At 67.0% G+C, this 24137-nt stretch carries 25 protein-coding genes; 7 read left to right on the top strand and 18 right to left on the bottom strand.

The annotated features are described in order from the left end of the window. Positions 1-56: 56 nt before the first annotated feature. Genes KBW98_RS12770 through KBW98_RS12730 form a run of 9 tightly spaced genes read right to left on the bottom strand, consistent with a single transcriptional unit; the run spans position 57 to position 7773 of the window. Entirely contained in the window at positions 57-374 is a 318-nt protein-coding gene (locus tag KBW98_RS12770; protein ID WP_211520523.1) for a hypothetical protein, read from the bottom strand. Continuing rightward, entirely contained in the window at positions 367-756 is a 390-nt protein-coding gene (gene fliS, locus KBW98_RS12765; RefSeq protein ID WP_211520522.1) for a flagellar export chaperone FliS, read from the bottom strand. The genes KBW98_RS12770 and fliS overlap by 8 nt, the downstream gene beginning before the upstream one ends. Positions 757-767: 11 nt before the next feature. After that, the gene (gene fliD / locus KBW98_RS12760) at positions 768-2156 is read right to left on the bottom strand and encodes a flagellar filament capping protein FliD (RefSeq protein ID WP_211520521.1); all 1389 of its coding nucleotides are present in this window, start codon (positions 2154-2156) and stop codon (positions 768-770) included. Between the two features lie 53 nt (positions 2157-2209). Then, positions 2210-2656: a flagellar FliJ family protein gene (locus KBW98_RS12755; protein WP_211520520.1), complete on the bottom strand. Its 447-nt coding sequence runs from the start codon at positions 2654-2656 to the stop codon at positions 2210-2212. Next, positions 2653-3969, bottom strand: coding sequence for a flagellar protein export ATPase FliI (fliI, locus tag KBW98_RS12750; RefSeq protein WP_211520519.1), 1317 nt, complete (start codon positions 3967-3969; stop codon positions 2653-2655). Before fliI ends, KBW98_RS12755 begins: the two co-directional genes overlap by 4 nt. Beyond that, positions 3966-4658 (bottom strand): flagellar assembly protein FliH, encoded by a 693-nt coding sequence (fliH, locus tag KBW98_RS12745; RefSeq protein WP_211520518.1) that lies wholly within the window; start codon positions 4656-4658, stop codon positions 3966-3968. The genes fliI and fliH overlap by 4 nt, the downstream gene beginning before the upstream one ends. Then, positions 4655-5680, bottom strand: coding sequence for a FliG C-terminal domain-containing protein (locus KBW98_RS12740; RefSeq protein WP_211520517.1), 1026 nt, complete (start codon positions 5678-5680; stop codon positions 4655-4657). The genes fliH and KBW98_RS12740 overlap by 4 nt, the downstream gene beginning before the upstream one ends. Next, positions 5664-7397 carry a flagellar basal-body MS-ring/collar protein FliF gene (gene fliF, locus KBW98_RS12735; protein ID WP_211520516.1) on the bottom strand — a complete coding sequence of 578 codons (1734 nt, stop codon included), beginning with the start codon at positions 7395-7397 and terminating at the stop codon, positions 5664-5666. The genes KBW98_RS12740 and fliF overlap by 17 nt, the downstream gene beginning before the upstream one ends. Positions 7398-7425: 28 nt before the next feature. Then, the gene (locus KBW98_RS12730; RefSeq protein WP_211520515.1) at positions 7426-7773 is read right to left on the bottom strand and encodes a flagellar hook-basal body complex protein FliE; all 348 of its coding nucleotides are present in this window, start codon (positions 7771-7773) and stop codon (positions 7426-7428) included. A gap of 319 nt (positions 7774-8092) precedes the next feature. Between KBW98_RS12730 and KBW98_RS12725 the strand changes: the two genes are divergently transcribed. The 7 genes from KBW98_RS12725 to KBW98_RS12695 are packed head-to-tail and all read left to right on the top strand — an operon-like array spanning position 8093 to position 14390. After that, entirely contained in the window at positions 8093-8962 is an 870-nt protein-coding gene (locus KBW98_RS12725) for a flagellar motor switch protein FliM (protein ID WP_211520514.1), read from the top strand. Next, entirely contained in the window at positions 8963-9322 is a 360-nt protein-coding gene (locus KBW98_RS12720; protein ID WP_211520513.1) for a FliM/FliN family flagellar motor switch protein, read from the top strand. Continuing rightward, positions 9319-10095 (top strand): flagellar type III secretion system pore protein FliP, encoded by a 777-nt coding sequence (fliP, locus tag KBW98_RS12715; protein WP_211520512.1) that lies wholly within the window; start codon positions 9319-9321, stop codon positions 10093-10095. Before KBW98_RS12720 ends, fliP begins: the two co-directional genes overlap by 4 nt. A gap of 18 nt (positions 10096-10113) precedes the next feature. After that, on the top strand, positions 10114-10383 hold the full coding sequence (gene fliQ, locus KBW98_RS12710; RefSeq protein ID WP_211520511.1) for a flagellar biosynthesis protein FliQ: 270 nt from the start codon (positions 10114-10116) through the stop codon (positions 10381-10383). A 14-nt stretch (positions 10384-10397) separates the two neighbouring features. Beyond that, entirely contained in the window at positions 10398-11177 is a 780-nt protein-coding gene (gene fliR / locus KBW98_RS12705; RefSeq protein ID WP_211520510.1) for a flagellar biosynthetic protein FliR, read from the top strand. Continuing rightward, a complete protein-coding gene (flhB, locus tag KBW98_RS12700; RefSeq protein WP_211520509.1) occupies positions 11167-12300 on the top strand; it encodes a flagellar type III secretion system protein FlhB in 1134 nt (377 codons plus the stop codon). The genes fliR and flhB overlap by 11 nt, the downstream gene beginning before the upstream one ends. Then, the gene (locus tag KBW98_RS12695) at positions 12297-14390 is read left to right on the top strand and encodes a flagellar biosynthesis protein FlhA (RefSeq protein ID WP_211520508.1); all 2094 of its coding nucleotides are present in this window, start codon (positions 12297-12299) and stop codon (positions 14388-14390) included. The genes flhB and KBW98_RS12695 overlap by 4 nt, the downstream gene beginning before the upstream one ends. 103 nt (positions 14391-14493) lie before the next feature. Here KBW98_RS12695 and KBW98_RS12690 read toward each other — a convergent pair whose 3' ends face one another. From KBW98_RS12690 to KBW98_RS12650, 9 genes are all read right to left on the bottom strand, one after another. Next, positions 14494-15345 carry a hypothetical protein gene (locus KBW98_RS12690; protein ID WP_211520507.1) on the bottom strand — a complete coding sequence of 284 codons (852 nt, stop codon included), beginning with the start codon at positions 15343-15345 and terminating at the stop codon, positions 14494-14496. Between the two features lie 91 nt (positions 15346-15436). Beyond that, positions 15437-16288, bottom strand: coding sequence for a flagellin (locus KBW98_RS12685; protein ID WP_211520506.1), 852 nt, complete (start codon positions 16286-16288; stop codon positions 15437-15439). 224 nt (positions 16289-16512) lie between these two features. Further along, a complete protein-coding gene (locus tag KBW98_RS12680; RefSeq protein ID WP_211520505.1) occupies positions 16513-17685 on the bottom strand; it encodes a DegT/DnrJ/EryC1/StrS aminotransferase family protein in 1173 nt (390 codons plus the stop codon). Further along, positions 17682-19874: a glycosyltransferase family 41 protein gene (locus KBW98_RS12675; RefSeq protein WP_211520504.1), complete on the bottom strand. Its 2193-nt coding sequence runs from the start codon at positions 19872-19874 to the stop codon at positions 17682-17684. The genes KBW98_RS12680 and KBW98_RS12675 overlap by 4 nt, the downstream gene beginning before the upstream one ends. Before the next feature lie 6 nt (positions 19875-19880). Continuing rightward, a complete protein-coding gene (locus KBW98_RS12670) occupies positions 19881-20639 on the bottom strand; it encodes a bifunctional 2-polyprenyl-6-hydroxyphenol methylase/3-demethylubiquinol 3-O-methyltransferase UbiG (RefSeq protein ID WP_211520503.1) in 759 nt (252 codons plus the stop codon). Further along, positions 20636-21097 (bottom strand): GNAT family N-acetyltransferase, encoded by a 462-nt coding sequence (locus tag KBW98_RS12665; protein ID WP_211520502.1) that lies wholly within the window; start codon positions 21095-21097, stop codon positions 20636-20638. Before KBW98_RS12665 ends, KBW98_RS12670 begins: the two co-directional genes overlap by 4 nt. Further along, positions 21094-22050: a hypothetical protein gene (locus KBW98_RS12660; protein ID WP_211520501.1), complete on the bottom strand. Its 957-nt coding sequence runs from the start codon at positions 22048-22050 to the stop codon at positions 21094-21096. The genes KBW98_RS12665 and KBW98_RS12660 overlap by 4 nt, the downstream gene beginning before the upstream one ends. 4 nt (positions 22051-22054) lie before the next feature. Beyond that, on the bottom strand, positions 22055-23017 hold the full coding sequence (locus KBW98_RS12655; RefSeq protein WP_211520500.1) for a hypothetical protein: 963 nt from the start codon (positions 23015-23017) through the stop codon (positions 22055-22057). A 3-nt stretch (positions 23018-23020) separates the two neighbouring features. Then, a complete protein-coding gene (locus KBW98_RS12650; protein ID WP_373888936.1) occupies positions 23021-23758 on the bottom strand; it encodes a WbqC family protein in 738 nt (245 codons plus the stop codon). Positions 23759-24137 lie beyond the last annotated feature (379 nt).

The following is a 24137-nucleotide window of genomic DNA, read 5'->3' as shown; positions in this document are numbered from 1 at the left end:
GGCCGCGGCCGCGCTGTTCATCGCGCCGCTGTTCATCCCGCTAGTCATCGAAATATTCATGCGTGGTCTTGTTCGGTATCGAGTTCGCCCTCGAGGGCGTAGGCCATCCAGCCTTCCTTGTTGCCGGCCATCTCGTCCAGGCGCGCCTGGACCTGGGCGCTGGCGGCGTCCACCCCGGCGCGCGCGCGTTCATGCGCGCCGCGCAGGCGGGCCAGCGCCGCGCGCTCGGCGGCGTTCCAGCGGCCGGCCCTGGCCAGCTCCTGGAGGCGAGGGCCGAGGGCCTGGACGGCAAGGCCGAGCCGGTCCCAGTCGGCGCGCGCGAACGCGTCCTCCAGGGCGGCGGCCAGGCCGTCGATGGCGCGGATCCTATCCATTGCGTTCCTGGACGCCTTTCCAGCCCTGGCGGATGGTCGTCAGGACACGGATCACCTCGTCGACCATGGCCGGGTCGAGCTTGATGCCGGCGCCGTGCAGGTGCTGGGCGCAGAAGTCGTAGATGCGCGCCAGGTTGGCGACGGTCTCGCCGCCCTGCTCGAAGTCGAGCGAGCTGGACAGGCCGTTGATGATCTCGACGCACTTGTCGATGCTGGCGGCCTTCTGCTCGTAGCGCTTGGCGGCGATGTGGGCCCGGGCGCGGGCCAGCTCGTCGAGCAGGCCGTCGGTGAGCAGGAGCACCAGCTCCACCGGGGAGGCGCGCGAAGTCTGCGCGTCCAGGTTGACGGCGTGGTAGCTGCCGTAGGCTTCTTGATAGGACATCGTTTTTCTCGTCAGTCGTCGTTGCTGAACAGTGCGTCGAACAGCGACGCGTTGTGGGTCATGGCGCCCTGCATGGCTTGCAGTTGCGTGAATTGGCGCAGGTAGCGCTGGTAGGCCGAATCGTATTGCTTGTCGAGCGTGGCCTGGCGGTCGACCAGGGCCATCTGCTGGGTGTCGGTGGCTTCCTTGCGCAGCTTGATCTGGCCGTCGACGCTGTTGCTCCAGGTCTTCAGGTAAGTGTCGAGCGCGCCGGCGATGCCGGTGCCGCCGCCCGAGACCTTGCCGATCAGCGTGTCGAGGCCGGTCGGGTTGACGGCCAGCTGGCGCAGCAGGCGGTCCGAGCGCAGCTCGAGCGTGCCTTCCTTGGTCGCGATGATGCCGTAGGCGGCCAGCGAATCGCCGCTTGCCGGACGCAGCAGGTTGTTGAGGCGCTCGTTGAGGGAGCGGATGCCGCCGTCGTGGGCGAAAGCGCCGCCGGCCGCGCCGGTTTCCGGATCGCCCGCGTTGGTCAGCTTGTTGAGCGTGGTCTTGAGCTTGTTGTAGGCGTCGATGAAGGCCTGCACGTTGGCGGTGGTGGCGCCGTTGTCGGCGCCGACCGTGATCCCCACCGGGGCGGCGCCGGGCGCCTGGGCCTTGGTGAAGGTCATCGACACGCCGTCGATGTTGGTGAAGGTGTTGGTGGCCTGGACGATCGCGGTGCCGTTCTCGGAACCGACGCGGATCTCGGCGTCCTGGGCCGCCACCAGGGTGCGCTTGCGCAGCGGGTCGGCGTTGGCCTGGGCCAGGCTCGAGGTGCCGGTAACGCCCGAGGTATCGATCGTGATCGCGGTGGCCGCGCCGGTGCTCTTGGCGGTCAGCACCAGTTCCGAGGTGGCGCCGGTGGTCACGATCGAGGCCGTGACCATCGAGGTGTTGCCGGTGGCGCCGTTGATCGCGGCCGCCAGCTCGCGCGTGCTCAGGGTGCCGTTGGCGTCGGTGTCGGCGGCGCCCAGGTTGACCGCGAAGGCCAGCGAGCCGCCCATGTTGATGTTCAGGGTGCCGGCCACGCCCGCGTTGTCGGTCAGGCCCGAGTAGGACACCTGGCTGGCGGTGGCCAGCTGCTTGACGAAGAACGAGTAGCTGCCCGCCGCCGCGGTCGAGCTGGCGGTGGCGCTGCCGATCGAGGTGTCGCTGAAGGTCGCGGCCTGGGAGAACATGGTCTTGGTCGCACCGGTGAGCGAGCTCAGGCTGGTCTGGAAGGCCAGCATCGCCGAGCTTAGTTCGTTCAGGCCTTTTTCGGTCGCGGTGGCCTGCCGGTTCTGGGTGTCCAGAATCTGCTGGCGCGCCAGGACGTACTTGTCCGCCAGCGACTGTGCGGTGGTGATCGGGTCGTAGGTAGGTGCGGTAATTGCCGATGCCATGTCGTTCTCCTTGTTTTGCTGCTCGTTGCTGCTCGTTCTTGCTCGTACTGGGCTTAGTCCGCCCGTCCTGCCATCCATGACTGGGTGGCGATATCGTCTTCGCGCTTGCGGGTCGCGCGTTCCTGGTCGCGTGCGGCCAGCGCCTGCTGCTGCTCCAGCACCTTGCCCAGCAGTTCGCGGCGGGTCCAGGCGTCGGTCAGCTTGCGCTGCGAGACCGCCATGTTGGCCTCGTGCAGCTGCAGGTCGACCTTGTGCGCGTCGGCCATGGCCATCACGTTCTGCTTGTAGGCGCCGCAGTTCAATGCCTGCGCCAGCGGCAGCGCACCGGAGGGGCCGCTGCCCTCGGTCAGCGAGTTCAGGCGCGCCAGGTTGTTCTGGTAGCGGTTGCGGGTCGCTTCCTGGCTGGCCAGGTCGGCCTGCAGGCGCTCGACCTCGGTGCTGCGCAGCTGCACCATGGTGCCCAGGCTGGCGATCATGGCCTGTTGTTTGTTCTGGCTCATGCCATCATCGCTTTCAATGCATCGATGCAGCCGGGCAGGGGCGCTTCTTCACGCGTGCCCTGGCACAGGAAGGCTTCGATCTGCGGCTGCAGGCGCACCGCCTTGTCGGTTTCGGGATCGGCGCCCGGTACGTAGGCGCCGAGCGGGATCAGGTCGCGCACGCGCGCATGGCGCGCCATCGCGGCCTTCAGCTTGCGCGAGGCGGCCGCGTGTTCCGGGCCCACCACCTGGGCCATGCAGCGCGAGATCGATTGCGCCACGTCGATCGCCGGGTAGTGGCCGCGTTCGGCCAGCTCGCGGGTCAGGACGATGTGGCCGTCCAGGATCGCGCGCGCCGAGTCGACCACCGGGTCCTGCTGGTCGTCGCCTTCGGCCAGCACGGTGTAGATCGCGCTCATGCTGCCTTTCGGGTTCTCGCCGTTGCCGGCCGATTCCACCAGCTGCGGCAGGTTCGAGAACACCGAGGGCGGATAGCCGCGCGTGGCCGGCGGCTCGCCCAGCGAAAGGGCCACTTCGCGCAGCGCCATCGCGTAGCGGGTCAGCGAATCGCACAGCAGCAGCACGTTCTGGCCGCGGTCGCGGAAGTGGGCCGCGATCGAATGGCACATCTCGGTCGCCATCACGCGCATCAGGGGCGATTCGTCGGCCGGCGCCACCACGAGCACGGCGCGCTTCAGGCCTTCCGGGCCGAGCGACTTCTCGACGAATTCGCGCACCTCGCGGTTACGCTCGCCGATCAGGCCGACCACGATCACGTCGGCCACGGTCTGGCGCGTGATCAGGCCGAGCAGCACCGATTTGCCGACGCCGGAACCGGCCATCAGGCCGACGCGCTGGCCCTTGCCGATGGTGAGCATCGAATTGATCGCGCGCACGCCGACGTCGAGCGCTTCCTCGACCGGCGCCTTGCGCAGCGGGTTCACTTTGGGCGGGGTGGTCGACAGGGGCTGGTCGCCGCCCAGCTTGCCCAGGCCGTCGATCGGTTCGCCCATGCCGTTGACCATGCGGCCCATCCACGAGGGACCGATCATCAGTTCGTTCTTTTCCTGGGCCGGCAATACGCGCGCGCCGGTCACCAGGCCGGTCGCCTTCTTGAACGGCATCAGGTAGGACACCTTTTCCTTGAAGCCGACCACCTGGGCGTCGAGCCAGCCGCCGTCGACGGTCTCGATGCGGCAGCGCTGGCCGGTGTGCAGACGGCAGCCGACCGATTCCAGCAGCAGGCCCTGGGCGCCGACCAGGCGGCCCGTGGGCAGGGCCACCGGCACCGCGCCGAGTTCGACGGAACGCAGGCGTTGGGCGATGGCCGTCATGCTTCTTCCTCTTCCTCGTCGGCCAGCAGCTGGTCGCGCACCTGGTCCATCACGGCGGTCAGGCGGCCCTGGCAGCCGGCGTCGACTTCATGGTCGCCCGAACGCACGCGGCATTCGCCCGGCTCGAGCGCCGGGTCGGGCAGCAGGGTCCACTTCTTGGCGCGCTTGGGATCGAGTTCCAGCACGCGGCGCAGTTCTTCCGGATTGAGGAAGACCTCGACCTGTTCGCGCGAAGGCGGCATCACGGCCAGCGCTTCCTCGACCAGGGTCAGGAGCTGCACCGGCTGCAGCGCCAGTTCGGCGCGGATCACCTGGCGTGCGATCTTGCCCACCAGGTCCACCACTTCCTTGCGCTGCGCGGCGCGCAGGTCGGTCTTGAGCTTCTTCAGGCCCTTGAGCATGGCGTCGACCGGCTTGGCGATCTGTTCCAGCTGCTCCAGGGCCATGGCGCGGCCTTCTTCGATGCCGCGCTGCAGGCCTTCGGACTGGCCGAGCGGATAGCCGTCGGCGCGGCCCTGGTCCAGGCCGGCTTCATAGCCTTCGCGCTGGCCCTGGCGGTAGCCGTCGGCCAGCGCGGCCTGCCATTCCTCGGCCGAACCGGCGCCGTTGCCGGGACCGGTGGTCCCGGGCGGCAGCGCCGTCGTGAACTGGTGCAGCGGCGGGAAGTGATAGGACCGGAATTGCTTCATTCGGCGGTTGCCTCGGCAAACAGCTGGATGTCGATTTCACCGGCGTCGGCAAGCGCCTTCACGGTGACCATGATTTCGCGGCGGGTCTGTTCGATGCGCGACATCGGCACCGGGCCGGAACGGCGCATCAGGTCCTCGAAGCTTTGCGCCTGGCGCTTCGGCATCGCGCTCAGGACGGCGTCGCGCAGGGCCGGCTCGGCGCCCTTGAGCGCGATCGCCCACTGCTCCAGCGGCACTTCGTCGAGCAGGCGGGTGATGACCTGTTCGGTCTGGCGCGACAGGATGAAGAAGTCGTACATCGACATCTCGATCTGCGACACGACTTCCGGATCGTGGGCGCGCAGCAGCTCCACCATGCCGGCGCGGTTGTCCTGCAGGCGGTTGAGGATTTCTGCGACCTGGCGCACGCCTTCCACGCTGGCGCTCTGGGTGTCGAGCGCCGACAGGCAGCGGCCCACCAGGTCTTCCAGTTCGTGCAGCACGTCGCGGTCGATCTCGTCCAGGCGCGCCATGTTCAGCAGCACCAGTTCGCGGCCGTCGGCCGGCAGGGCTTCCAGGATCTGCGAGGCCAGCGCCGGCGGCAGGAAGGCCAGGAACACGGCCTGCATCTGCACGTGCTCGGACGACACGAATTCGGCCAGCCACTTGGGCGAGGCGTACTGCAGGCGCGCCATCATCGGACGGATCGCGTCGCCGTAGATCGTGTTCAGCACGCTGTTCGCGATGTCGCTGCCGAGCGCCAGGTCGAGCGAGCGCTTGAGGTAGCTGCGCGAGGCGCCGTGCAGGCCGCTCTGCTGGCGGTAGTCGTCGAAGAAGTTCTGGATGGCCGTCTTGACGGTGTCGACCTTCATGCCGCTCATGCGCGACATGACCTGGGTCAGTTCCAGCAGTTCGTCGCGCTCGAGGCAGCGCAGCACGGCGGCTGCGCCTTCTTCGCCGATCGACAGCAGCACGATGGCGGCTTGTTCGACCGGGGTCAGGACGCCGGTTTCGGCGCCGTCGAGGTTATTCAGTTCGGCCATGTTTTTTCTGCACCCATTGTTTGACGACTTCGGCAACGCGCTCAGGCTCTTTGCCGGCGAGGACTTTCAAATGGTCGACCATGACGTCGACAGGGGAACCGGCCGGAGGCAGGTCGTAGTTTTCGAGCAGGGGAACCACCGCGCCCGGACCGCCGGCGGCGGAGTGCGGGGCGCCGAGGGCGGCCACGGCGCCTGCCGGCAGGGCGGGCTGGACGTCGTTGCCCGGCAGAGCGGCTGCGCCACCCGATCCCGAACCCGGCAGGGCGGGTGCGGCGGGGGCAAGCGGAGGCTGCGGCGCCAGGCGCGTGGTGACCGCGCGCAGGAGCGGGCGGGCCAGCAGGAAGTAGGCGAGCAGGGCACCGATAGCATAGACGCCCCAGCCCGTCATGTCGACCACGTTGTCGCGTTCCTGCCACCATTCCTGCGCGGCCGGCGCGGCCGGGAATGTCAGGCTTGAAACAGCCAGCACGTCGCCGCGCGCCGCATCGATGCCGAGGCCGCTGCGCAGGATCTTGTCGATGTTGGCCAGCTCGGCCGGGGTATAGCCGACTTTCGGATTGGCGGCGCTGGCATTGTTCAGCACCACGGCGACGGACAGCTTCTTCAGGCGGCCGCGCGAACGCTTGATCTGGGTGATCGCGCGGTCGTAGGCGTACTGGCGGGTGGTGGCGTTCTTGCGCGCGCTGCCGTCGTCCGGCTTGGCGGCTGCGGCTGCCGGGTCGGCGGCCTGGCCGTCGGCGGCTGCGGGATCCGCGGCCTGCGGCGGACGGTTCGACAGGGTGCCCGGCACGCCCAGGGCCATGCGGTTACGCTCCATCTCTTCGCGCATCGCTTCGCTGGTGACCTTCGGCGCTTCGCCGTATTTTTCCTGGGTTTCCTCGACCTTGTCGTTGTCGACGTCGGCGGTGACGCTCAGCTTGAAGTTGTTGGCGCCCAGCACCGGCGCCAGCAGTTCGTTGACGTTGTGGCGCACGTCGTCGGTGTAGCGCTTGGCGGCGCTGTCGCCCTGGACCGCGCCGTCGAAGCCGTCGCTCAGGTCGACGCGCGAGGACAGGTAGTTGCCGGCCTGGTCGACCAGCGACACGCGGGTCGGCGCCAGGTTGGCGACGCTGCTCGAGACCATGTTGACGATGGCGGCGATCTGCTCGTTCGACAGGCTGCGGCCGGGCTTGAGCGCGATCACGACCGAGGCCGAGGACTGGTCGCCGGCGCCGGTGACGAAGGCGCTGGTCTTGGCGATGGCCAGGTGCACGCGCGCCGAGGCGATGGCGTCCATGGTCAGGATGCTCTGCGCCAGCTCGCCTTCCAGGCCGCGGCGGAAGCGCACGTCCTGCACGAACTGCGACACGCCCAGCGGATCGTTCTTGTCCATCAGTTCCAGGCCGGCCGGCAGCTGGGCGGTCACGCCCTTGGCGGCCAGCAGCATGCGCACCTTGCCCAGTTCGCCGGCCGGCACCATCACCTGGCCGCTTTCCGGGTGGACACGGTAGGGAATCTGTTCGCCTTCGAGCACGGTCATCATGTCGCTCGCGGAGACCTTCTCGCGGGCGCCGAAGACCGGCTTGTAGCTCGACTGGTCTTGCCACAGGTACATCATGACGGCGGCCGTGATGGCCACGGCCAGGCCCAGCAGCAGGGGCAGGTTGTTGCGCAGTGCCGGAGGCAAGGCCGGGGCTGCCAGCTTGCCGCCGAAAGCGGACTTGAGGGTAGAGATCACTGGAACGTCTCGTTAGGAAGAAAAAGGATCAGACCGGAAGCTTGAGCAGTTCGTCGACCGCGCCCATGACTTTATTGCGGACCTGCATCAGCATCGAGAAGGACAGGCTGGCTTCCTGGGACGCCAGCATGGCGCCCACCAGGTCGTCGCTCTTGCCCGCATCGACGGCCGCCATGCGGTCGGCGGCGGCGCGGTCTTCGGCGTCGACGCCGGCGATGGCGTTCTTCATGGTCTGTGCAAACGAGAAGCCGCCTTGCGAATTGTTAAATGTGCCTTGCGCCGCGAAGTCGGCGGCCGGCTGAATCGCCAGGCGGCTCGCTTCGTTGGTCAGTTGTGCAAGGTCGGCTTTGATCAAACCGGCGAGTTCAGTTGCCATCGGGGTTCCCATGCAGTTTGTATGTTGTTTGGAGACGACAAAATGTGACTTATTTTGTTGTCCCGCAGCCTCGGTGAGGGCCTAAATTGTTAAATCTTGGTCTACGAACGCCCGTTTGTTTCTGCTCCCTTTACGCCGTATTTACCTCTGTACGCAGGGGAGAGGGCCCTTGAAGCTGCGATGCGATGAAGTGATCTTACCGTAGGGCAAGTAGGAAATCAAAGGAGAATCTCAAAGTGTCGTACGCAAATATCCCTGTATAATAGTTGCTTGTGGGAATGAAAAAACGTCATTTCTCGTTACTCTGTAACAATTAACTATGCCCATCAATCCACCCGACCGTTCGCGTGACTATCAAGTGCTCGATCCGGCCCTCCTGGGCCGGCCGGTGCATCTGCTGCCGACCTTCGCCGCCCGCTTTGCCGAAACGCTGGGCGAAGCCATGGCGTCGCCGGCCGGGCGCCGCTATTGGGGCGCCTATCGTTTGACCGAGCTCAGCTTCGAACGCGCACCTGAACAGGCTGGCTTGCGCTGGATGGGCGCCCAGGGGCGTTTCGGCATGGCCGCCGTCGCTTTCGAGCGTTCCCTACTGCTGGGCCTGCTGGAAGGGCGCTACGCCCGCCGCACCCCGAGCCCGGGGGCGCAGCGCGACCTGGCGAATGAAAGAGTCACCGCCACCGAGGAACGGCTGGCGGCGACCCTGACCCAGCAGCTGGCCGGCATGCTCGACGCCCGCGTAGCGGAAGGGCTGGCGATGGTGGGTGCGCAAGCGCCGGCCGAGATGCCGCCTGGCCAGGTGACGCCGGCTGCGGCGCCGGGCAAGGCGGGCTGGGTGATCCGGGTGGCGCTGCGCGTCGCCCAGGATGAGACCGACAGCCTGCTGTGGATTGGTCTGGACCAGCAACTGATGGGCCATATCCTTCAGGGACTGATGGCGGAGAAGGGCAGCTCGCGCAGTACGCGTGGCGCTTCCGAACCGCTGGCCGCGAGCCTGCACGTCAAGCTCGACGGCCGTCTGGTGAGCAAGGAGATCACGCTCGCAGCGCTGTTCGACCTCAAGGTCGGCGACGTGATCCCCGTATCGGTCGGGCGCGCCGACGTGCTGCTGGACGAATCGCGCCTGTTTACGGCCGCCGTGGCCGAACACAAAGGGAAGTTGTGTTTAACCTCTTTTGAAGATGCCGAATAAATGGACATGAATCTCAACGAGCAACTGACTGGCGCCGACGTCATCATCGACGACCTCGACGGTGTGGAAGCGGCCACCGCCGCCGCCGGCAAGAAGGCCGGCCGCCAGCTGCCGCAGATGATGCGCCGCATCCCCGTCACCCTGACCCTGGAAGTGGGCTCGGCCCGCGTCTCGCTGCAGGAACTGATGTCGATCGGCCCGTCCTCGGTGCTGCCGCTCGACGCCCTGGCCGGCGAACCGCTGGTCATCAAGGTCAACGGCACCGCGATCGGCCGCGCCGAAGTCGTGGTCGCCGGCGAACAGTATGGCCTCAAGGTCGTCGACCTGGACGGCCTGAACCTGGACCTGCTCGCTTCATGATGGGTCTGTCCCGCGGCGCAGCCCTGCGCCGCGTGTTTCACCGTTCCTTGCCGCTGGCCGGTGCGCTGCTGCTGTGCGCGCTGCCCGCCGCTGCCCAGCAACAGGACGTGCTGCCCGGGATCATCCCCGGTTCCACCCAGGGGATGACGGTCAAGTCGCAGATCCTGGTTCTCATGACCCTGCTCGGGCTGCTGCCCGTCATGGTCATGATGATGACGAGCTTCACCCGTTTCGTGATCATCCTGTCGCTGCTGCGCCAGGCCCTCGGCCTGCAGCAGGGCTTGCCGAACCGCATCATCACCGGCATCGCCCTGATCCTGACCCTGCTGGTGATGCGTCCAGTCGGCGAAGCCGTCTGGCGCGATGCATTCATGCCTTATGACAAGGACAAGATCGGCCTCGAGCAGGCCCTGAAGATCGCCGAAGTACCGGTGTCGCGCTTCATGCTGGCCCAGACCAGCAAGACCTCGCTGGCCCAGGTCGCGCGCCTGGCGGGCGAACCGGCCAACCTGGCTCCCGAGCAGCGCGGCTTCACGGTGAAACTGGCGGCCTTCGTGCTGTCCGAGCTGAAGACCGCCTTCCAGATCGGCGCCATGCTCTTCATTCCCTTCCTGATCATCGACCTGGTGGTGTCGTCGGTGCTGATGGCGATGGGCATGATGATGCTATCCCCGCTGGTGATTTCGCTGCCCTTCAAATTGCTGCTGTTCGTGCTGGTCGATGGCTGGACCCTGACTGTGAACACCCTGGTCGGCAGCATCCACGGCTATTAAGATAGAGAGAATCGTCGAATGAGTCCCGATATCGCCGTCGACCTGGTGGTCGAAGCCCTGCAGATCGTGATGCTGCTGGTGATGGTGCTGGTGATCCCCGGCCTGCTGATGGGCCTGGTGGTCGCGCTGGTGCAGGCCGCCACCCAGATCAACGAGCAGACCCTGAGCTTCCTGCCGCGCCTGCTGGTGACCCTGCTGGCCGTGATCGTGGCCGGCCACTGGATGACCACGACCCTGATGGATTACTGCATCTCGGTCTTCCAGCGCGCCGCGACGCTGGTCGCCTAGGCGCGACTTCGCTGATGGAACTGGTCAGCTTCCTGCTGCCCCTGCTCGGCGCCCTGTGGTGGCCCTTCGCGCGCATCATGGCGATGATGGTCACCGCGCCGGTGCTGGGCGAGGGCGCGGTGCCGATGCCGGTCAAGGCCCTGCTGTCCGTGGTGCTGGCTTTCCTGATGCTGCCGATTACCAAGGGCGGCGCCATGCCCGACCCGTTCTCGCTGGCGGGCGTGGTGGCCATGTTCGAGCAGGCCATCATCGGCGCCGTGATCGGCCTGGCCCTGCAGTTCGCGATGGCCGTGATCACCATGCTGGGCTTCCTGGCCTCGAGCCAGATCGGCTTCTCGATGGCGCAGATGAACGATCCGGTCAACGGCGCCGTGTCCGACGTGGTGTCGAGCCTGATGTCGCTGGTGGCGATGCTGGTCTTCTTCGCCATCGACGGCCATCTGATCCTGATGACGGTGCTGGGCCAGAGCTTCAAGGCCTGGCCGGTGGGCGCCGGCTACGGGCCGATGCTGCTGGAAACCGTGGCCCTGAACCTGGGCTGGGTGTTCGCGGCCGCGGTCCTGCTGGCCCTGCCGATCGTGTTTTCGACGATGGTGGTGCAGATCGGCTTCGGTTTCCTGAACCGCGTGGCGCCGAGCCTGAACCTGTTTTCGCTGGGCTTCTCGCTGGTGACGATCTTTGGCTTGCTGATGCTGGTGCAGCTGGTGCGCTTCATCCCCGACCATTACGTCGCCATGACCAACCAGGTGCTCGAGATGCTGACCCAGCAGATGAGGATGGCCCATGTCCGATAGCGCCGGCGACAAGACAGAAAAGCCCTCACAGCAAAAGCTGAAGAAGGCGCGCGAGGAAGGGCAGGTCGTCCGCTCGCGCGACCTGTCGACGGCGGTCGGGATCCTGGTCAGCCTCAAGGTGTTTTCCATGATGCTGCCGGATTACCTGGAGAGCTTCCGCACCCTGTTCCGGATGGTGTTCGTGCCGCTGGGCGAGGCGGGCGCGATGGAAAACGCGATGTCGGTGGTGTTCACCGGCGCCGCGATGCTGCTGATAAAGATGGTGCTGCCCCTGGCCGCGGTACCGGTGGCGATCGTGGTCGCCAGCGTGGTGCCGGGCGGCTTCGTGGCCTCGAGCAAGAACATGGCGCCGAAGTTCGACCGCCTGAGCCCCATGAAAAACCTGGGCAACCTGTTCTCGCAAAAGCACTGGATCGGTTTCGCCACCTCGGCCCTCAAGGCGATCGTGCTCGGCTGCGTGCTGTGGTTCGCCTGCCGCGGCGGGATCCAGGGCTATGTGGAGCTGCAGCGCATGGCGCTGGGCGAGGCCATGGCGCACGGCGCCGGCCTGATGTTCGACGCCCTGATGGCGATGGTGATGGTGTTCGTGATCTTCGCCCTGATCGACGTGCCGGTGCAGCACTTCCTGTTCATGCGTAACCAGCGCATGAGCAAGCAGGAAATGAAGGAAGAGCACAAGAGCAACGAGGGCCGTCCCGAGGTGAAGCAGCGCATCCGCCAGCTGCAGCACCAGCTGGCCCAGCGCAGCGTGCGCAAGACGGTGCCGACGGCGGATGTGGTGATCGTCAACCCGCAGCACTACGCCGTGGCGCTGAAGTACGATACCAACCGCGCCGAGGCGCCCTTCGTGGTGGCCAAGGGCGTGGACGAGATGGCGCTGTACATCAAGCAGGTGGCGCGCGAGCACAAGGTCGAGACCCTGGAGCTGCCGCCGCTGGCCCGCGCCATCTACAACACGAGCCAGGTCCAGCAGCAGATTCCCGCCCAGTTGTACCAGGCGGTGTCGCAGGTGCTGAACTACGTTTTGCAATTGAATGCGTTCCGTGCAGGCCGGCGCCAGGCGCCCCCACGGTTCCCCAACGAGGTGGTGGTCCCATCTCATCTGAGTGAGGTTTCTCCATGAATTCCATCAACGCCTTCATCAGCGAGCTGAAGCGGCAGAAATTCGCCGCGCCGGTGTTCCTGATCGCGCTCCTGGCGATGATCATGCTGCCGCTGCCGCCGATCCTGCTGGACGTGCTGTTCACGTTCAACATCGTGCTGGCCCTGATCGTGATCCTGGTCTCGGTCTCGGCCAAGCGGCCGCTGGACTTCTCGGTCTTCCCGACCGTGATCCTGGGCACCACCCTGATGCGCCTGGCGCTGAACGTGGCCTCGACCCGCGTGGTCCTGCTGAACGGCCATAACGGCCCGGACGCGGCCGGCCACGTGATCGAATCCTTCGCCAACGTCGTCATCGGCGGCAACTTCGTGGTCGGCCTGGTGGTGTTCGTGATCCTCATGATCATCAACTTCATCGTGGTGACCAAGGGCGCGGAACGTATCTCGGAAGTGTCGGCGCGCTTCACCCTGGACGCGCTGCCGGGCAAGCAGATGGCGATCGACGCCGACCTGAACGCCGGCCTGATCAACCAGGAACAGGCAACCCAGCGCCGCAAGGACGTGGCGGCCGAAGCCGACTTCTACGGCGCCATGGACGGCGCCTCGAAGTTCGTGCGCGGCGACGCCGTGGCCTCGATCCTGATCCTGATCATCAACCTGGTCGGCGGTATCGCGATCGGCGCCCTGATGCACGGCCTGCCGATGGGCGAGGCCTTCAAGGTCTACGCGCTGCTGACCATCGGTGACGGCCTGGTGGCCCAGATCCCGGCGCTGCTGCTGTCGGCCGCCGCCGCGATCCTGGTGACCCGTATCGGCGAGTCGGGCGACCTGGAAAAGCAGGTCGGCGGCCAGCTGCTGGCCCAGCCGGCGGTGCTGTTCGCCGCCGCGGGCGTGATGGTCATCCTCGGCCTGGTGCCGGGCATGCCCACCTTCACCTTCTTCATCTTCGCCGGCGTGGTCGGCTATGTCGGCTGGAAGCTGACCAAGCGCGTCAAGGCCCCGGACAATGCCGGCGTGGCCGCCATCGAAGCCGCCCTGCGCGAAGAGCGCGCGCCGGAACTCGATTGGCAGGCGCTGCCGGTCGTGCAGCCGGTGACCGTGGCCGTGGGCTACAAGCTGGTCGGCATGATCGATGCGGCCCAGGGCGAACCGCTCACCAAGCGCATCAAGGGCGTGCGCCAGAGCCTGTCGGAGCAGATGGGCATGCTGCTGCCCGCCATCGGCGTGCGCGACGACCTGGCCCTGCGCCCCTCGCAGTATTCGATCAGCCTGTCGGGCACCGTGGTGGCCGAGGCCGAGGTCATGCCGGAACACCTGATGGCGATCCCGTCGCCCAACGTCTACGGCGAGCTGGACGGCATTCCCGGCATCGAGCCGGCCTACGGCATGGCGATCACCTGGATCACCCCGGACCAGAAGGCGCATGCGCTGGGCCTGGGCTACCAGGTGGTCGAGGTGGCGAGCGCGATAGCCACCCACACCTCGAAGGTGGTGCGCGAATACCTGCACGAGCTGTTCCGCCACGAGGACGTGCCGGCGATCCTGGAGCGCCTGACCGCCTTGTCGCCCAAGCTGGCCGGCGCGCTGGACAAGGCGCTGACCCACACCCAGCTGCTGCGCGTGTTCCGCGTGCTGCTGGCCGAGAGCGTGTCGCTGAAGGACATCGTGGTCATCGCCACCACCTTGCTGGACAGCTCGGAAACCACCAAGGACCCGATCCTGCTGGCGGCCGAGGTGCGCTGCGCGCTGCGGCGCCAGATCGTGTCCAGCCTGTACGGCAAGAAGAAGGACATGCCGGCCTTTAACCTGTCGGCCGAACTGGAAAACATGCTGCTCGGTTCCCTGAACCAGGCGCGCCAGAACGGCGGCGGCAAGGTGGCGCTGGACAACTACCCGATCGACCCGCAGCTGCTGTCCCAGCTGCAGATCAACATGCCGGTGGCGCGCGAGCAGATGAAGCAGGCGCACACGCCGCCGCTGCTGCTGGTGCTGCCCCAGGTGCGCCCGCTGCTGGCGCGCTACGCCCGCCTGTTCGCGCCGGGGCTGCATGTGCTGTCGTATAACGAGATTCCCGAGAACCGGGATGTGTCGATCGTGGGGACGGTGGGTTAAGCAGTACGCAAGCGCCGGTTGAACGCGTGGACGGCGGAGCCGTCCACCCTACGTGGCGCTTGCTGTAGGGTGGGCGGGTTCCCCGCCCACGCGTTCAAGCGCCCTACGCGCTCCTGAAATTTTCTTCCATCGGCAGCACCAGCGCCAGCTCCGCCGCCGCGCGGAACACCGGCAGCGTCAGCACCTGCGACGCATCGCCCGCGGCCACCCGCGCATGCGCCGGCCCCACCGGCAGCCGGTCACGGAAACTCCAGCGCAGCACCTTCAGTCCCGCGCGTTCCACCGCTTGGTCCAGCATCGGCTGCAAGCTCCGCAGCTTGCCCAGCGCCAGCGCGTCCGGCGCGCATAACTCCAGCGCCACGCCGCCCGGCATCGGCTCCACCTGCACCACGACCGCCGTGCCGTCGGCCAGCTCCAGCTCCAGCCTGAGCGCCGCGCGGCCGCGCTTGCGCCGTCCGGGCGGGGCGTCGGCGCCGTCCTGCACCACGCGCAGGTGCTGGTCCTTGGGGCCGCCCGCATGCACCGTGAAGCGCCAGGCGTCGCCCGGCAGCACCGTGCCGTCGGCCTGGCGCAGCACGCGCCCGTCCTGGTTCGCCACCAGCACCGCCGGCGGCAGCTGGCCGGCGTGGGCGCGCAGCTCGCGGTTCATCAGCTGGGTGCCGTAATTGCGCACCATCGCGCGCCAGGACGCCGCCAGCGCGGGGCCGTCGGCCTGCGAGAAGTGCAGCTGGCGCGCCATGAACACCTGGTCCGGGCGCATCGCGGCGCTTTCCGCACCGGCTTCGGCCGCCGCCGGCGCCGTTGGGGAGGGTGACAGCATCTGCGCCACCGGCAGCGGCAGGTCGCCGGCGTCGAAGGCGGTGAGGGCGACCGGCGCCGCGGCCGCGACCGCGCCCACGTTGAGCTGCGGCGTGAGCGGAGGGAGAAGGGGGACGACGGAAGGGATACTCGCCATGGCAGTCTACCGATGGTTCAACAAACAAAAAGGGCCAGCCTGTTCAGGCTGGCCCTCGATCATACCCCGGGACGGGCCCGGGAGGCAGCCATTACTGCAGGAGCGACATGACCATCGAGGACATGCTGTTCGACTGCTTGAGCATCGCGGTGCCGGCTTGCAGCAGCATCTGGCTGGAAGTCATGTTCGCGCTTTCGGTCGCGAAGTCGACGTCCATGATCAGGCCGGTGGCGGCCTTGCTGTTGGTGCTGATGTTCGACAGGTTGTTGTACACGTGCTCAAGACGGTTGGCCGCGGCGCCCAGGCCCGAACGCACCTTGTTGACCGAGTTCAGCGCGGTTTCCAGCTTGCCGATGGTGGCGTTGGCGGCGCCGGTCAGTTCCACGCCGGTGGCGGTGGTGGTGTAGTTCGAGGTGGCCGAAGCGACGTCGGTGGCCATCGAGGTCATGTCGGCGCCCAGGTTGACGGTCATGGTTTCGCTCGACGAGGCGCCGATCTGGAAGGTCATCGACGAAGCGACGGTACCGCCGACCAGCAGCTTGGTGCCGGCGAAGGTGGTGTTTTGCAGGATGTTCTTCAGTTCCAGGCCCAGTGCGTCGTATTCCGACTGCATCGCGGTCTTGTCGCTGGCGGTCGACGAAGCGTCGGCTGCCTGGGTGGCCAGGTCCTTCATGCGGACCAGCATGTTGCCGACTTCGTCCAGCGCGCCTTCGGCGGTCTGCAGCATCGAGGTCGAGTTCTGGGTGTTGCGCATTGCCACGGTCATGCCCGAGGTCTGGGCCTTCAGGCGGCTGGCGATCTGCAGGCCGGCGGCGTCGTCCATTGCCGAGTTGACACGGTAGCCGGTCGACAGGCGGGTCATCGAGGTCGACAGGTTGCTCTGGGTGCGGGAGATCGAGTTTTGTGCCGACAGGGCAGCGTTGTTGGTGTGCAGGCTCAGCATGTTGGACTCCTGGTCTAGGAAGAATTCGGTTCGTATGTCGTTTCGAGCGGACTATCTTGCTGTGTGTCACTCGCTCTCATCAGTACAAGGCGACAGGTTTAAGTCCGGCATTAAGTGCCATGCGGAAATTTTTTTAAATATTTTTTGCCGTGCATAAAAAACAAGGGCGCGGCTCCCTCTAAAGTGGAGAAGCCACGCCCCAAGACATTGTTAAATCGAAAACCTCAAGCGCCCCCGATGACGGTCCGGATCACCTGGGCCACGACCGCGATCTTGTCCGCGTCCATGGTCTGCCCGGTCGGCAGCACGATCACGCTGGCGGCGACCCGCTCGGTGTCGGGCAGCACCAGCCTGGCATGCGGGAACAGCGAGCGGTAGGGCTCCATCTTGTGGCAGCCGGGCCAGAAGTAGCGGCGCGCCATGATGTTCTCGGCGCGCAGGGCGGTGACGATCTCGTCGCGGCCGGCGGCGCAGTCCGGGGCCACCTCCAGGATCACATACTGGTAGTTGTTGCGCTCGCCCGCGTCGTAGTCGATCAGGCGCACGCCCGGGAGATCGGCCAGCACCGCGCGGTAGCAGTCGTAATTGGCGCGGTTGGCGGCGATCACCTCGTCGATGGCGTCCAGGTTGACCAGGCCCATTGCGGCGGCGATCTCGATCATCTTGCCGTTGGTGCCGGGGTGGCTGACCTGGTCCAGGCCCGAGAAGCCGAAGTTGCGCATCAGGCGCATGCGGTCGGCCAGGGCGTCGTCGTTGGTGACCACGGCGCCGCCCTCGAAGCTGTTGAAGAACTTGGTGGCATGGAAGCTCAGCACTTCGCAGGCGCCGAAGTTGCCGATCATCTTGCCCTGGTGGGTGCACGAGAAGGCGTGGGCGGCGTCGTACAGCAGGCCCAGCTTGTGCTCGTCGGCGATCGCCTGCAGCTCCTCGACCGGGGCCGCGCGGCCCCACAGGTGCACCCCGATGATGCCGGTGGTGCGCGGGGTGATCATGCGCCGCACCGCCTCGGGCGAGATATTGTGAGTGGCCGGGTCGACGTCGGCGAACACCGGCGTGATGCCCTGCCACTGCAGCGCGTGGGCGGTGGCCACGAAGGTGTATGAAGGCACGATGACCTCGCCCTGCAGGCCCATGGCCCGGATCGCGATCTCGAGCGCGATGGTGCCGTTGCACATGGCGACGCAGTGGCGCACGCCCAGGTGGGCGGCGATGCGCGCCTCGAATTCCTGCAGCAGCGGGCCGTCGTTGCTCAGCCAGCGGCGGTCGAAGATGTCGTTCGCATAACGCAGGAAGGCCTCGCGGTCGCCGATGTTCGGCCGGCCCACGTGCAGCAGTTCTTCAAAAGCCGGCGCGGCGCCGTTCACGGCCAGGTCGGCGCGGGTCCGGATGGTCTTCATTGGGCTTCTCCTTGTTCGGAGCCGTCGGTGAGGTCCGACAGGCGCACCCGTAGCGGGGCAGCCGGCTGGCCCTCGCACCAGTGCAGCCACATCAGGCGCAGCGCGTACTCCACGCTGGCCGCGGCCACGCCCGGATAGCCCACCACCGAATTGGTGAAGCGCTCGCGCATGCTGGCGCGCAGGGCGGCCAGGGTGTCCAGGTTCTCGTTCAGGAAGGCGCCCAGGCGCAGGAAGGTCTCTTCGTCGTCGGCGATGAAGGAGCTCAGGCCCAGGTGGGCCAGGTAGCAGACCGCCGAGTGGCTCGGGTTGGTCGGGCCGATCGTGGCCAGGGTCGGCACGCCCATCCACAGCGCGTGGCAGATCGTGGTCGAGCCGGAGTAGGGGAAGGGACTGAGGCAGATGTCGACCTCGTGGTGCTGGGTCAGGTAACCGTGCACCGTGGTGCGCTCGCGCAGGATCAGGCGTTCGCGCGCGATGCCTTCCTCGTCGAACCAGCCGAGCAGGGTGTCGTCGGTGCCCTGCTGCAGGCCGCCCAGCAGCATCTTCGAGGTCGGCAGGGAGCGCAGCAGCTTGGCCCAGAGCGCGATCACGTCGCGGCTGACCTTGCTCGTGCGGTGGAAGCTGGCGAAGGTCAGGTAGCCGTTGGTCCGGGCCGGCAAGTCGTTCACCGGCGGCGCGTTCGGGTCGGGCATGAAGGGCGCCGACAGCGGCAGGCGCACGATCTTTTCCGAGAACTGCTCGTCGTAGCGGCCTTCCGGCAGGTGGAACTGGTCGGACAGGTAGTAATCCATGGCTTCCAGGCCCGTGGTGCCGGCATAGCCGATCCAGCTGGCCTGCACCGGCGCCGGCTTGCGTGCGAACAGCGCCAGGCGGTTGCGCGCCGAGTGGCCGTTCAGGTCGATCAGGATGTCGATGCCGTCCTCGCGGATCATGCGCTCGACCGCGTCGTCCTCGAGGTGGGCGATCTGGCGCCACTCGGCCACGTAGCCGCGCAGCTGGCCGGTCATCTCGTCGCTGACCGTGTTGTTGTAGTAGACGTGCAGGCGCAGTTGCTGGCTGTCCTTCAGCAGCGACATGATCGGCTCGATGAAGCGCGTCACCGCATGGTGGTACAGGTCGGCCGAGACGATGCCGATGTTCAGGCGCTTGTTGGGGTCGCGCGGGTTGGCGTGCGGCTGGCGCAGCGCGCTGAGGGGCTGCTCCCAGCGCCGGCTGAATTCGAAGTGCTCGGCGGTGAGCTGGGCGCCGTCGTTGCAGCAGTGGCTGAGGATGAACAGCATGGCGCTGTGCGAGGTGGGACTGGGCGCCACCTCCAGGCCGCGGCGCGCGTGCGCCAGCGCCTGCTCCCACTGACCCAGCTCGAAGCAGCTGTGCGCCAGCGCGCGCAGGATCAGTTCATGGTCGGGGGCCAGCGCCAGGCCTTGCTCCAGCACGGCGCGGGCCGGGCCGATCTTGCCCTGCAGCTGCAGGGCCACGCCCAGTTCGTAGAGCGCGTCCGCGTGCTGCGGATCGAGCTCCAGCGCGCGTTCGAAGCAGCTGACCGCTTCGTCGAAACGGCGTAGTTCGCGCAGGGTGCTGCCCAGGCTGATGTGGGCGCGCACGTGGCCGGGGTCGCGCGCGATCACGCCGCGATAGGCCGCTTCGGCCGCGTCGTGCCGGTGCAGGTGCAGCAGGCACTGGCCCAGGTCCAGGCGCGCATTGACGTGGTCGGGCACGAGTTCCAGCACGCGCCCGAAGGTGTCGGCGGCCGCCGCATGGTCGCGCATGCCGTGCTGGCAGGCGGCCAGGGTGAAGAGCAGGTCGAGGTCGTCCGGGCGGAGCGCCAGCGCCTGCTGCGCCTGTTCCAGCGCCTGCGGCAGCTGGCCGGCATGGCGCAGCGCATCCGACAGGCCCTTGCGCAGCTCGGGCTCGTTCGGCTGCAGCGCCACCGCGCGGCGGTAGCTCTCGACCGATTCCGGGTAGCGCTTCAGGTCGAACAGGGCGGGGCCCAGCACGGCGTACAGGCCGGTCAGCTTGGGGTCGAGCTCGAGCGCGCGGCGCTGGCTGGCCACGGCCTCGGCCAGCATGCCGTGGCGCTGCAGGGCCAGGCCGAGCAGGGCGTGGGCCTGGGCGTTGCGCGGGCTGTTGCGCACGGCCTTGCGGTGCTGCTCGATCTCGGGGTGGGTGATGCTGGCAGGGAGGTTGCTCATGGCGGCTCAGGATTGTTTGGTCGAGGGACCCTGCTCGCACAGCAGGAAGATGCTGGCGCACAGGTCCGGGTAGTGCTGGCCCAGGGCGTAGCAGCCGTCCAGGTAGGCCGGCGAGATGATGTCGGTCTGGAGCAGGCGGTCCCACTGGAAGTTGGCCAGCGCCTTGAAGAAGATGCCGGAGCGGTGGCGCACCGCCAGGCCGCCGGCGACGGCGTCGCGTTCCAACGTGTCGAGGCTGTAGGTGCGGCGGTGGCCGTGGTCGAGCTCGGCCGGGGTGACGGCCGCGTTGTGCTCGATCAGGCCCATCTTGACCGCGATCTGGCGCGAGGGCGCGTTGGCGTTCGGGCATACCAGGAACAGACGGCCGCCCGGCGCCAGCCATTCGTCGTTGATCCGGCGCAGCAGGCCGACCGCGTCGTCCAGGTGCTCCAGCACATGGGTCAGCACGATGTTGTCGTAGCGGCGCGGCAGCTGGACCTCCTCGAAGCGCGCGTGGAAGAAGGTCGCCTTGTCGCCGACCAGCGCGCGCGCCGCGTCCAGCGCCTCGCTCGAGGCCTCGACGCAGGTGACGTCGTCGAAGTGGGCCAGCAGGCGGCGCGTCAGCGCACCCTGGAAGCAGCCCAGTTCCAGCAGGCTGCCGGGGCGGAAGAAGGGCTGGAAGCTCTGCAGCATGTAGGGGTGCATGACATCGAAGTCGAAGCCGTAGGCGTACTGGTGGCCCTGGCTGTCTTTTGCTTCGGCGTTGTAGTCGCGGTCGTTGGTCATGGTCGTTCCAGTAGTAGGGGCAGGCGCATGCGCAGCATGCGGTCCTGGTTTGCTTCGCCATCCTCGGCGAAGCCGTGTTTCCGGTACAGCGCGACGGCGGCGGCGTTGTCCGTGCCCACCTCGAGCGCGGCTTCGCGCATGCCGCTCCGGAGCGCCACATCGAGCGCCTCGTGCAACAGCCGGCCGGCGATGCCGCGCCGCGCATGGCCGGGCGCCACGCTGACATTGCTGACATAGGCCACGCCGCCGGGGTCGTTGCAGTAGATCGCCACCAGGCCGATCAAGGCCTCATCCTGCCATGCCTCGAGCAGGCGCGCCTGTCCCGCAAGCTTGGCGGCATAGGCGCCGAGCGCCACCCGCCTGCTGAGCGGCGGCACGAAGGCCGCGTCGCAGGCGCGCAGCAGGGCCTCGACCTGGGCGGCCGAGGCGCTGTCGCGGCGCAGGTCGACCAGGTTCATGGCTCCAGCACCGCCAGGCCGAAGCCGTCGCGCCCGAAGGCATTGCCGTTGTAGAGCAAATAGACCTTGCCGTCCAGCTTGAAGACGTGGGGATAGCACTGCATCTCGCCGTCCCAGGCGCCCGGCTCGACGGCGAGGGGGATCATGTCGTCGTCGCGGGTCCAGTCCACCAGGTCGTCGGACCAGGCGTGGCCGATGCGGTAGCCGCGGTCCGGATTGCTGCGGAAGTCGAAGGACTGGCGGTAGCAGAAGAACATGTGCCAGCGGCCGTCGACCTCGACCACGGTGGGCAGGGCCTGGCTCTCGTCCGGGCCCAGGCGGTCGGCGACGATTTGCCGTGCTTCTTCCTTGGTCCAGTGGATGCCGTCGGGCGAGGTCGCGTGCCCGATCTTATACGTGCGGTCGGGCGCCGCGTCCGCGCTATAGCGCTTCCAGCCGGTGCCGAAGATGTACCACATGTGGAACTGGCCGCCCGCGTGCAGGACGAAGCCGTCGCCCACCAGGCAGGGCTCGTGCAGCGACTGGGCCAGCACCGGGCCGCTGCCCAGGCGCTGGAAAGTGCGGCCCTCGTCCTTGCTGACGGCCAGGCCGATCGCGGTATCGACCGAGACCGACACGCGACGGTTCCAGCCGGTGGTGTAGGCCAGCACCTGGCCGCCGTGGCGCAGCACATTGATGGGGAAGATCCCGTGCTCGTCGAAGGCGCCCAGTTCGCCCAGCGGCAGCACCGTGTGGTCGGCCACGCGCAGGATGGCCGACAGGCTGCGGTCCATGTCGACATAGGCCACATGGCTGAGGAACTTGCCGCTGGCGTCCTTGGCGCGGGTGGAGAAATAGATGCGCACGTGCTCGTCGCAGACGAGGGTCTGGGGCGATTGCGCGAACAGCTCGCAACCGTTGGGAAGCGTGTGCTGGGACGGGTCGAAGATCTTGCCGAGTTTGGTCCACTTCATGCTGTCACTCCAGTTCGCCGTCCAGCACCGCCAGGCCAAAGCCGTAGCGGCCGACGCCGTTGCCGAGGTAGGCCATGTAGATGCGGCCATCGAGTTCGAACACATGCGGGTAGCTGACCATCTCGTCGTCCCAGCCTTCCGCCGAGACGTCCAGGCCGGCCCTGGCGTCGTCGCGCGTCCAGTGTTTCAGGTCGGTGCTGGAGGCATAGCCGATGCGGTAGCCGAACTGCTTGCCGCGGTAGTTGCTGCTGTAGCGGTAGCAGAAGAACATGTGGTACTTGCCCTTGGCGTAAATGACGTCCGGGCTGGCCTGGGCTTCGTCGTCCTCGATGCGGCTCTCGACCAGGTCGCGGTTCAACTTGGTCCAGTGGACGCCGTCGCTTGATGTCGCCATGCGGATCTTGTAGACCGGCTCGGCGCGGCCCTCGACCAGCTTCCACTTGCGCCCGGCGATGTAGAACAGCTGCCACTGGCCTTCGAAGCGGCGCACTTTCGGTCCGCTCAGCACGAAGGGTTCGTCCAGGGTATAGGGCAGCACCGGGCCGCGTCCGGCTTTCCTGAACGTCGCGCCGCCATCCAGGCTGGTGGCCATGCCGATGGCGGTATTGAAGGGGACCGACTCGCAGCGCGTCCAGCCGGCGTAGTAGGCGCGCACCTCATCGCCTTCGCGGGTCACCGAGACCGGATAGGTGCCGAATTCGTCGAACTCGCCCAGGTCGCCCAGCGCCAGGATGGGCTGCTCGGCCACGCGCAGCACGCGGGTGAGGTCGCGCCGGTCGAGGTCGACCCAGCTCGAGTAGCTGACGTACTGGCCGTTCGCATCCGGAGCCGGGCGGCAGGAGAAATACACGCGCACGTAATCGTCGCACACCAGGGTGGCGGGGGCCTGGGCGAATTCCTTGAGCCAGGGCCGGTCGGGTACGTCCTGCGGGGTGAACACCTTCCCCAGTTTTATCCATTTGTACATAGGCTAGATCAGGTCGTAGTGGGTACGCACCCAGGCGCGCACCGTGTCGAGCGGGTTGAACATGAGGACGTCGACGATCGACAGCCAGGGCACGTGGGGCTTGCCGTCCAGCTGGGGATAGTCGAGCGGCCGGACGCGCAGGAAGCGCAAATCGATGCCGCGCGCGGCGAAATCCTCGCGCGCGTAGAGCTCCGTGCCGCCGATGGGATTGACATAGCTGCGCGCCCCCAGCGCCTCGCACAGCGCCAGCACCTTGTCCTGGCTTTTCAGGCCGTGGTCGATGTTCACGGTCGAGGACACGCGGATCGGCGTCGTGATCGCCAGGTGTTCGCAGGTGGCCAACAGGGCCGCGTGCAGGAAGCGGAACAGCTTGTCCTCGGGGCAGGCGGCGATGCGCTCCAGCAGCGGCAGGGTCTGTGCGTAATGGGGGGCGCGGCCGTAGGCGCCCTTGAGCTGGGCCAGCCATTTGTGACGCTCCTTGCCGGCGGCGAGGAAGCGCTCGACCACGTCCAGCTGGTCGGCGCCGGCCTGCAGCGGCAGCGAGAACATCGCGTCCTCGCCGTTGCGCAGCATGCGGTTGCGGTTGATCCAGCCCTTCTTGGTGTACTTGATGTTGTCGTAGACGACGAACACGTCGCTGGCGGCGATCAGCTGGAAGTAGCCGATGTAGGGCAGGAAGTAGGGCTGCATGATGGCGAGCACTGGGTGTGCCGGGCCGGCCGCGCGCGCGACGTCGCCCACGCCGCCGGTTTGCGCGGCGGGCGGTGGCGGGCTTGCAGGGCCAGTTGCTGAATCAGTGGTGTGCACACCACGGATTGTAACGCCGGGGCAGCTCGAGCAATACACATATGCAGCAAAAAATTTCCCGTTGGCAAAAATACATGGAGTAGATGAATAAGGCCCCTGCGCCATGGCGATCTTGATAACCTGCCGGTGCTCAGGAATACGAAGTAGCGGATATCGCCCTCATTACTGCGGTTTTTCCGCAACTCCCGGACATTCACCGATTTGGAGCATGTTACCATCGCTCAATAATGTTTCTCTATTGCAATTTCGGCAATGGAGAGTCTCCCCACTTGACGACAGCCCTCCCTCTACTCACTCCCATGTCCGCTACTGT

The sequence above is a fragment of the Massilia sp. ST3 genome, from assembly GCF_018119405.1.
Classification (GTDB): Bacteria; Pseudomonadota; Gammaproteobacteria; order Burkholderiales; family Burkholderiaceae_D; genus Telluria.
Note: the sequence above shows the minus strand (reverse complement) of the source record. Positions and strands in the feature narration are given on the sequence as shown.

Bases quoted from the DNA above. Each gene is read 5' to 3' on its own strand.
- KBW98_RS12770 (WP_211520523.1), bottom strand. From the start codon at position 374: ATGGATAGGATCCGCGCCATCGACGGCCTGGCCGCCGCCCTGGAGGAC.
- fliS (WP_211520522.1), bottom strand. From the start codon at position 756: ATGTCCTATCAAGAAGCCTACGGCAGCTACCACGCCGTCAACCTGGAC.
- fliD (WP_211520521.1), bottom strand. From the start codon at position 2,156: ATGGCATCGGCAATTACCGCACCTACCTACGACCCGATCACCACCGCA.
- KBW98_RS12755 (WP_211520520.1), bottom strand. From the start codon at position 2,656: ATGAGCCAGAACAAACAACAGGCCATGATCGCCAGCCTGGGCACCATG.
- fliI (WP_211520519.1), bottom strand. From the start codon at position 3,969: ATGACGGCCATCGCCCAACGCCTGCGTTCCGTCGAACTCGGCGCGGTG.
- fliH (WP_211520518.1), bottom strand. From the start codon at position 4,658: ATGAAGCAATTCCGGTCCTATCACTTCCCGCCGCTGCACCAGTTCACG.
- KBW98_RS12740 (WP_211520517.1), bottom strand. From the start codon at position 5,680: ATGGCCGAACTGAATAACCTCGACGGCGCCGAAACCGGCGTCCTGACC.
- KBW98_RS12730 (WP_211520515.1), bottom strand. From the start codon at position 7,773: ATGGCAACTGAACTCGCCGGTTTGATCAAAGCCGACCTTGCACAACTG.
- KBW98_RS12725 (WP_211520514.1), top strand. From the start codon at position 8,093: ATGCCCATCAATCCACCCGACCGTTCGCGTGACTATCAAGTGCTCGAT.
- KBW98_RS12720 (WP_211520513.1), top strand. From the start codon at position 8,963: ATGGACATGAATCTCAACGAGCAACTGACTGGCGCCGACGTCATCATC.
- fliP (WP_211520512.1), top strand. From the start codon at position 9,319: ATGATGGGTCTGTCCCGCGGCGCAGCCCTGCGCCGCGTGTTTCACCGT.
- fliQ (WP_211520511.1), top strand. From the start codon at position 10,114: ATGAGTCCCGATATCGCCGTCGACCTGGTGGTCGAAGCCCTGCAGATC.
- fliR (WP_211520510.1), top strand. From the start codon at position 10,398: ATGGAACTGGTCAGCTTCCTGCTGCCCCTGCTCGGCGCCCTGTGGTGG.
- flhB (WP_211520509.1), top strand. From the start codon at position 11,167: ATGTCCGATAGCGCCGGCGACAAGACAGAAAAGCCCTCACAGCAAAAG.
- KBW98_RS12695 (WP_211520508.1), top strand. From the start codon at position 12,297: ATGAATTCCATCAACGCCTTCATCAGCGAGCTGAAGCGGCAGAAATTC.
- KBW98_RS12690 (WP_211520507.1), bottom strand. From the start codon at position 15,345: ATGGCGAGTATCCCTTCCGTCGTCCCCCTTCTCCCTCCGCTCACGCCG.
- KBW98_RS12685 (WP_211520506.1), bottom strand. From the start codon at position 16,288: ATGCTGAGCCTGCACACCAACAACGCTGCCCTGTCGGCACAAAACTCG.
- KBW98_RS12680 (WP_211520505.1), bottom strand. From the start codon at position 17,685: ATGAAGACCATCCGGACCCGCGCCGACCTGGCCGTGAACGGCGCCGCG.
- KBW98_RS12675 (WP_211520504.1), bottom strand. From the start codon at position 19,874: ATGAGCAACCTCCCTGCCAGCATCACCCACCCCGAGATCGAGCAGCAC.
- KBW98_RS12670 (WP_211520503.1), bottom strand. From the start codon at position 20,639: ATGACCAACGACCGCGACTACAACGCCGAAGCAAAAGACAGCCAGGGC.
- KBW98_RS12665 (WP_211520502.1), bottom strand. From the start codon at position 21,097: ATGAACCTGGTCGACCTGCGCCGCGACAGCGCCTCGGCCGCCCAGGTC.
- KBW98_RS12660 (WP_211520501.1), bottom strand. From the start codon at position 22,050: ATGAAGTGGACCAAACTCGGCAAGATCTTCGACCCGTCCCAGCACACG.
- KBW98_RS12655 (WP_211520500.1), bottom strand. From the start codon at position 23,017: ATGTACAAATGGATAAAACTGGGGAAGGTGTTCACCCCGCAGGACGTA.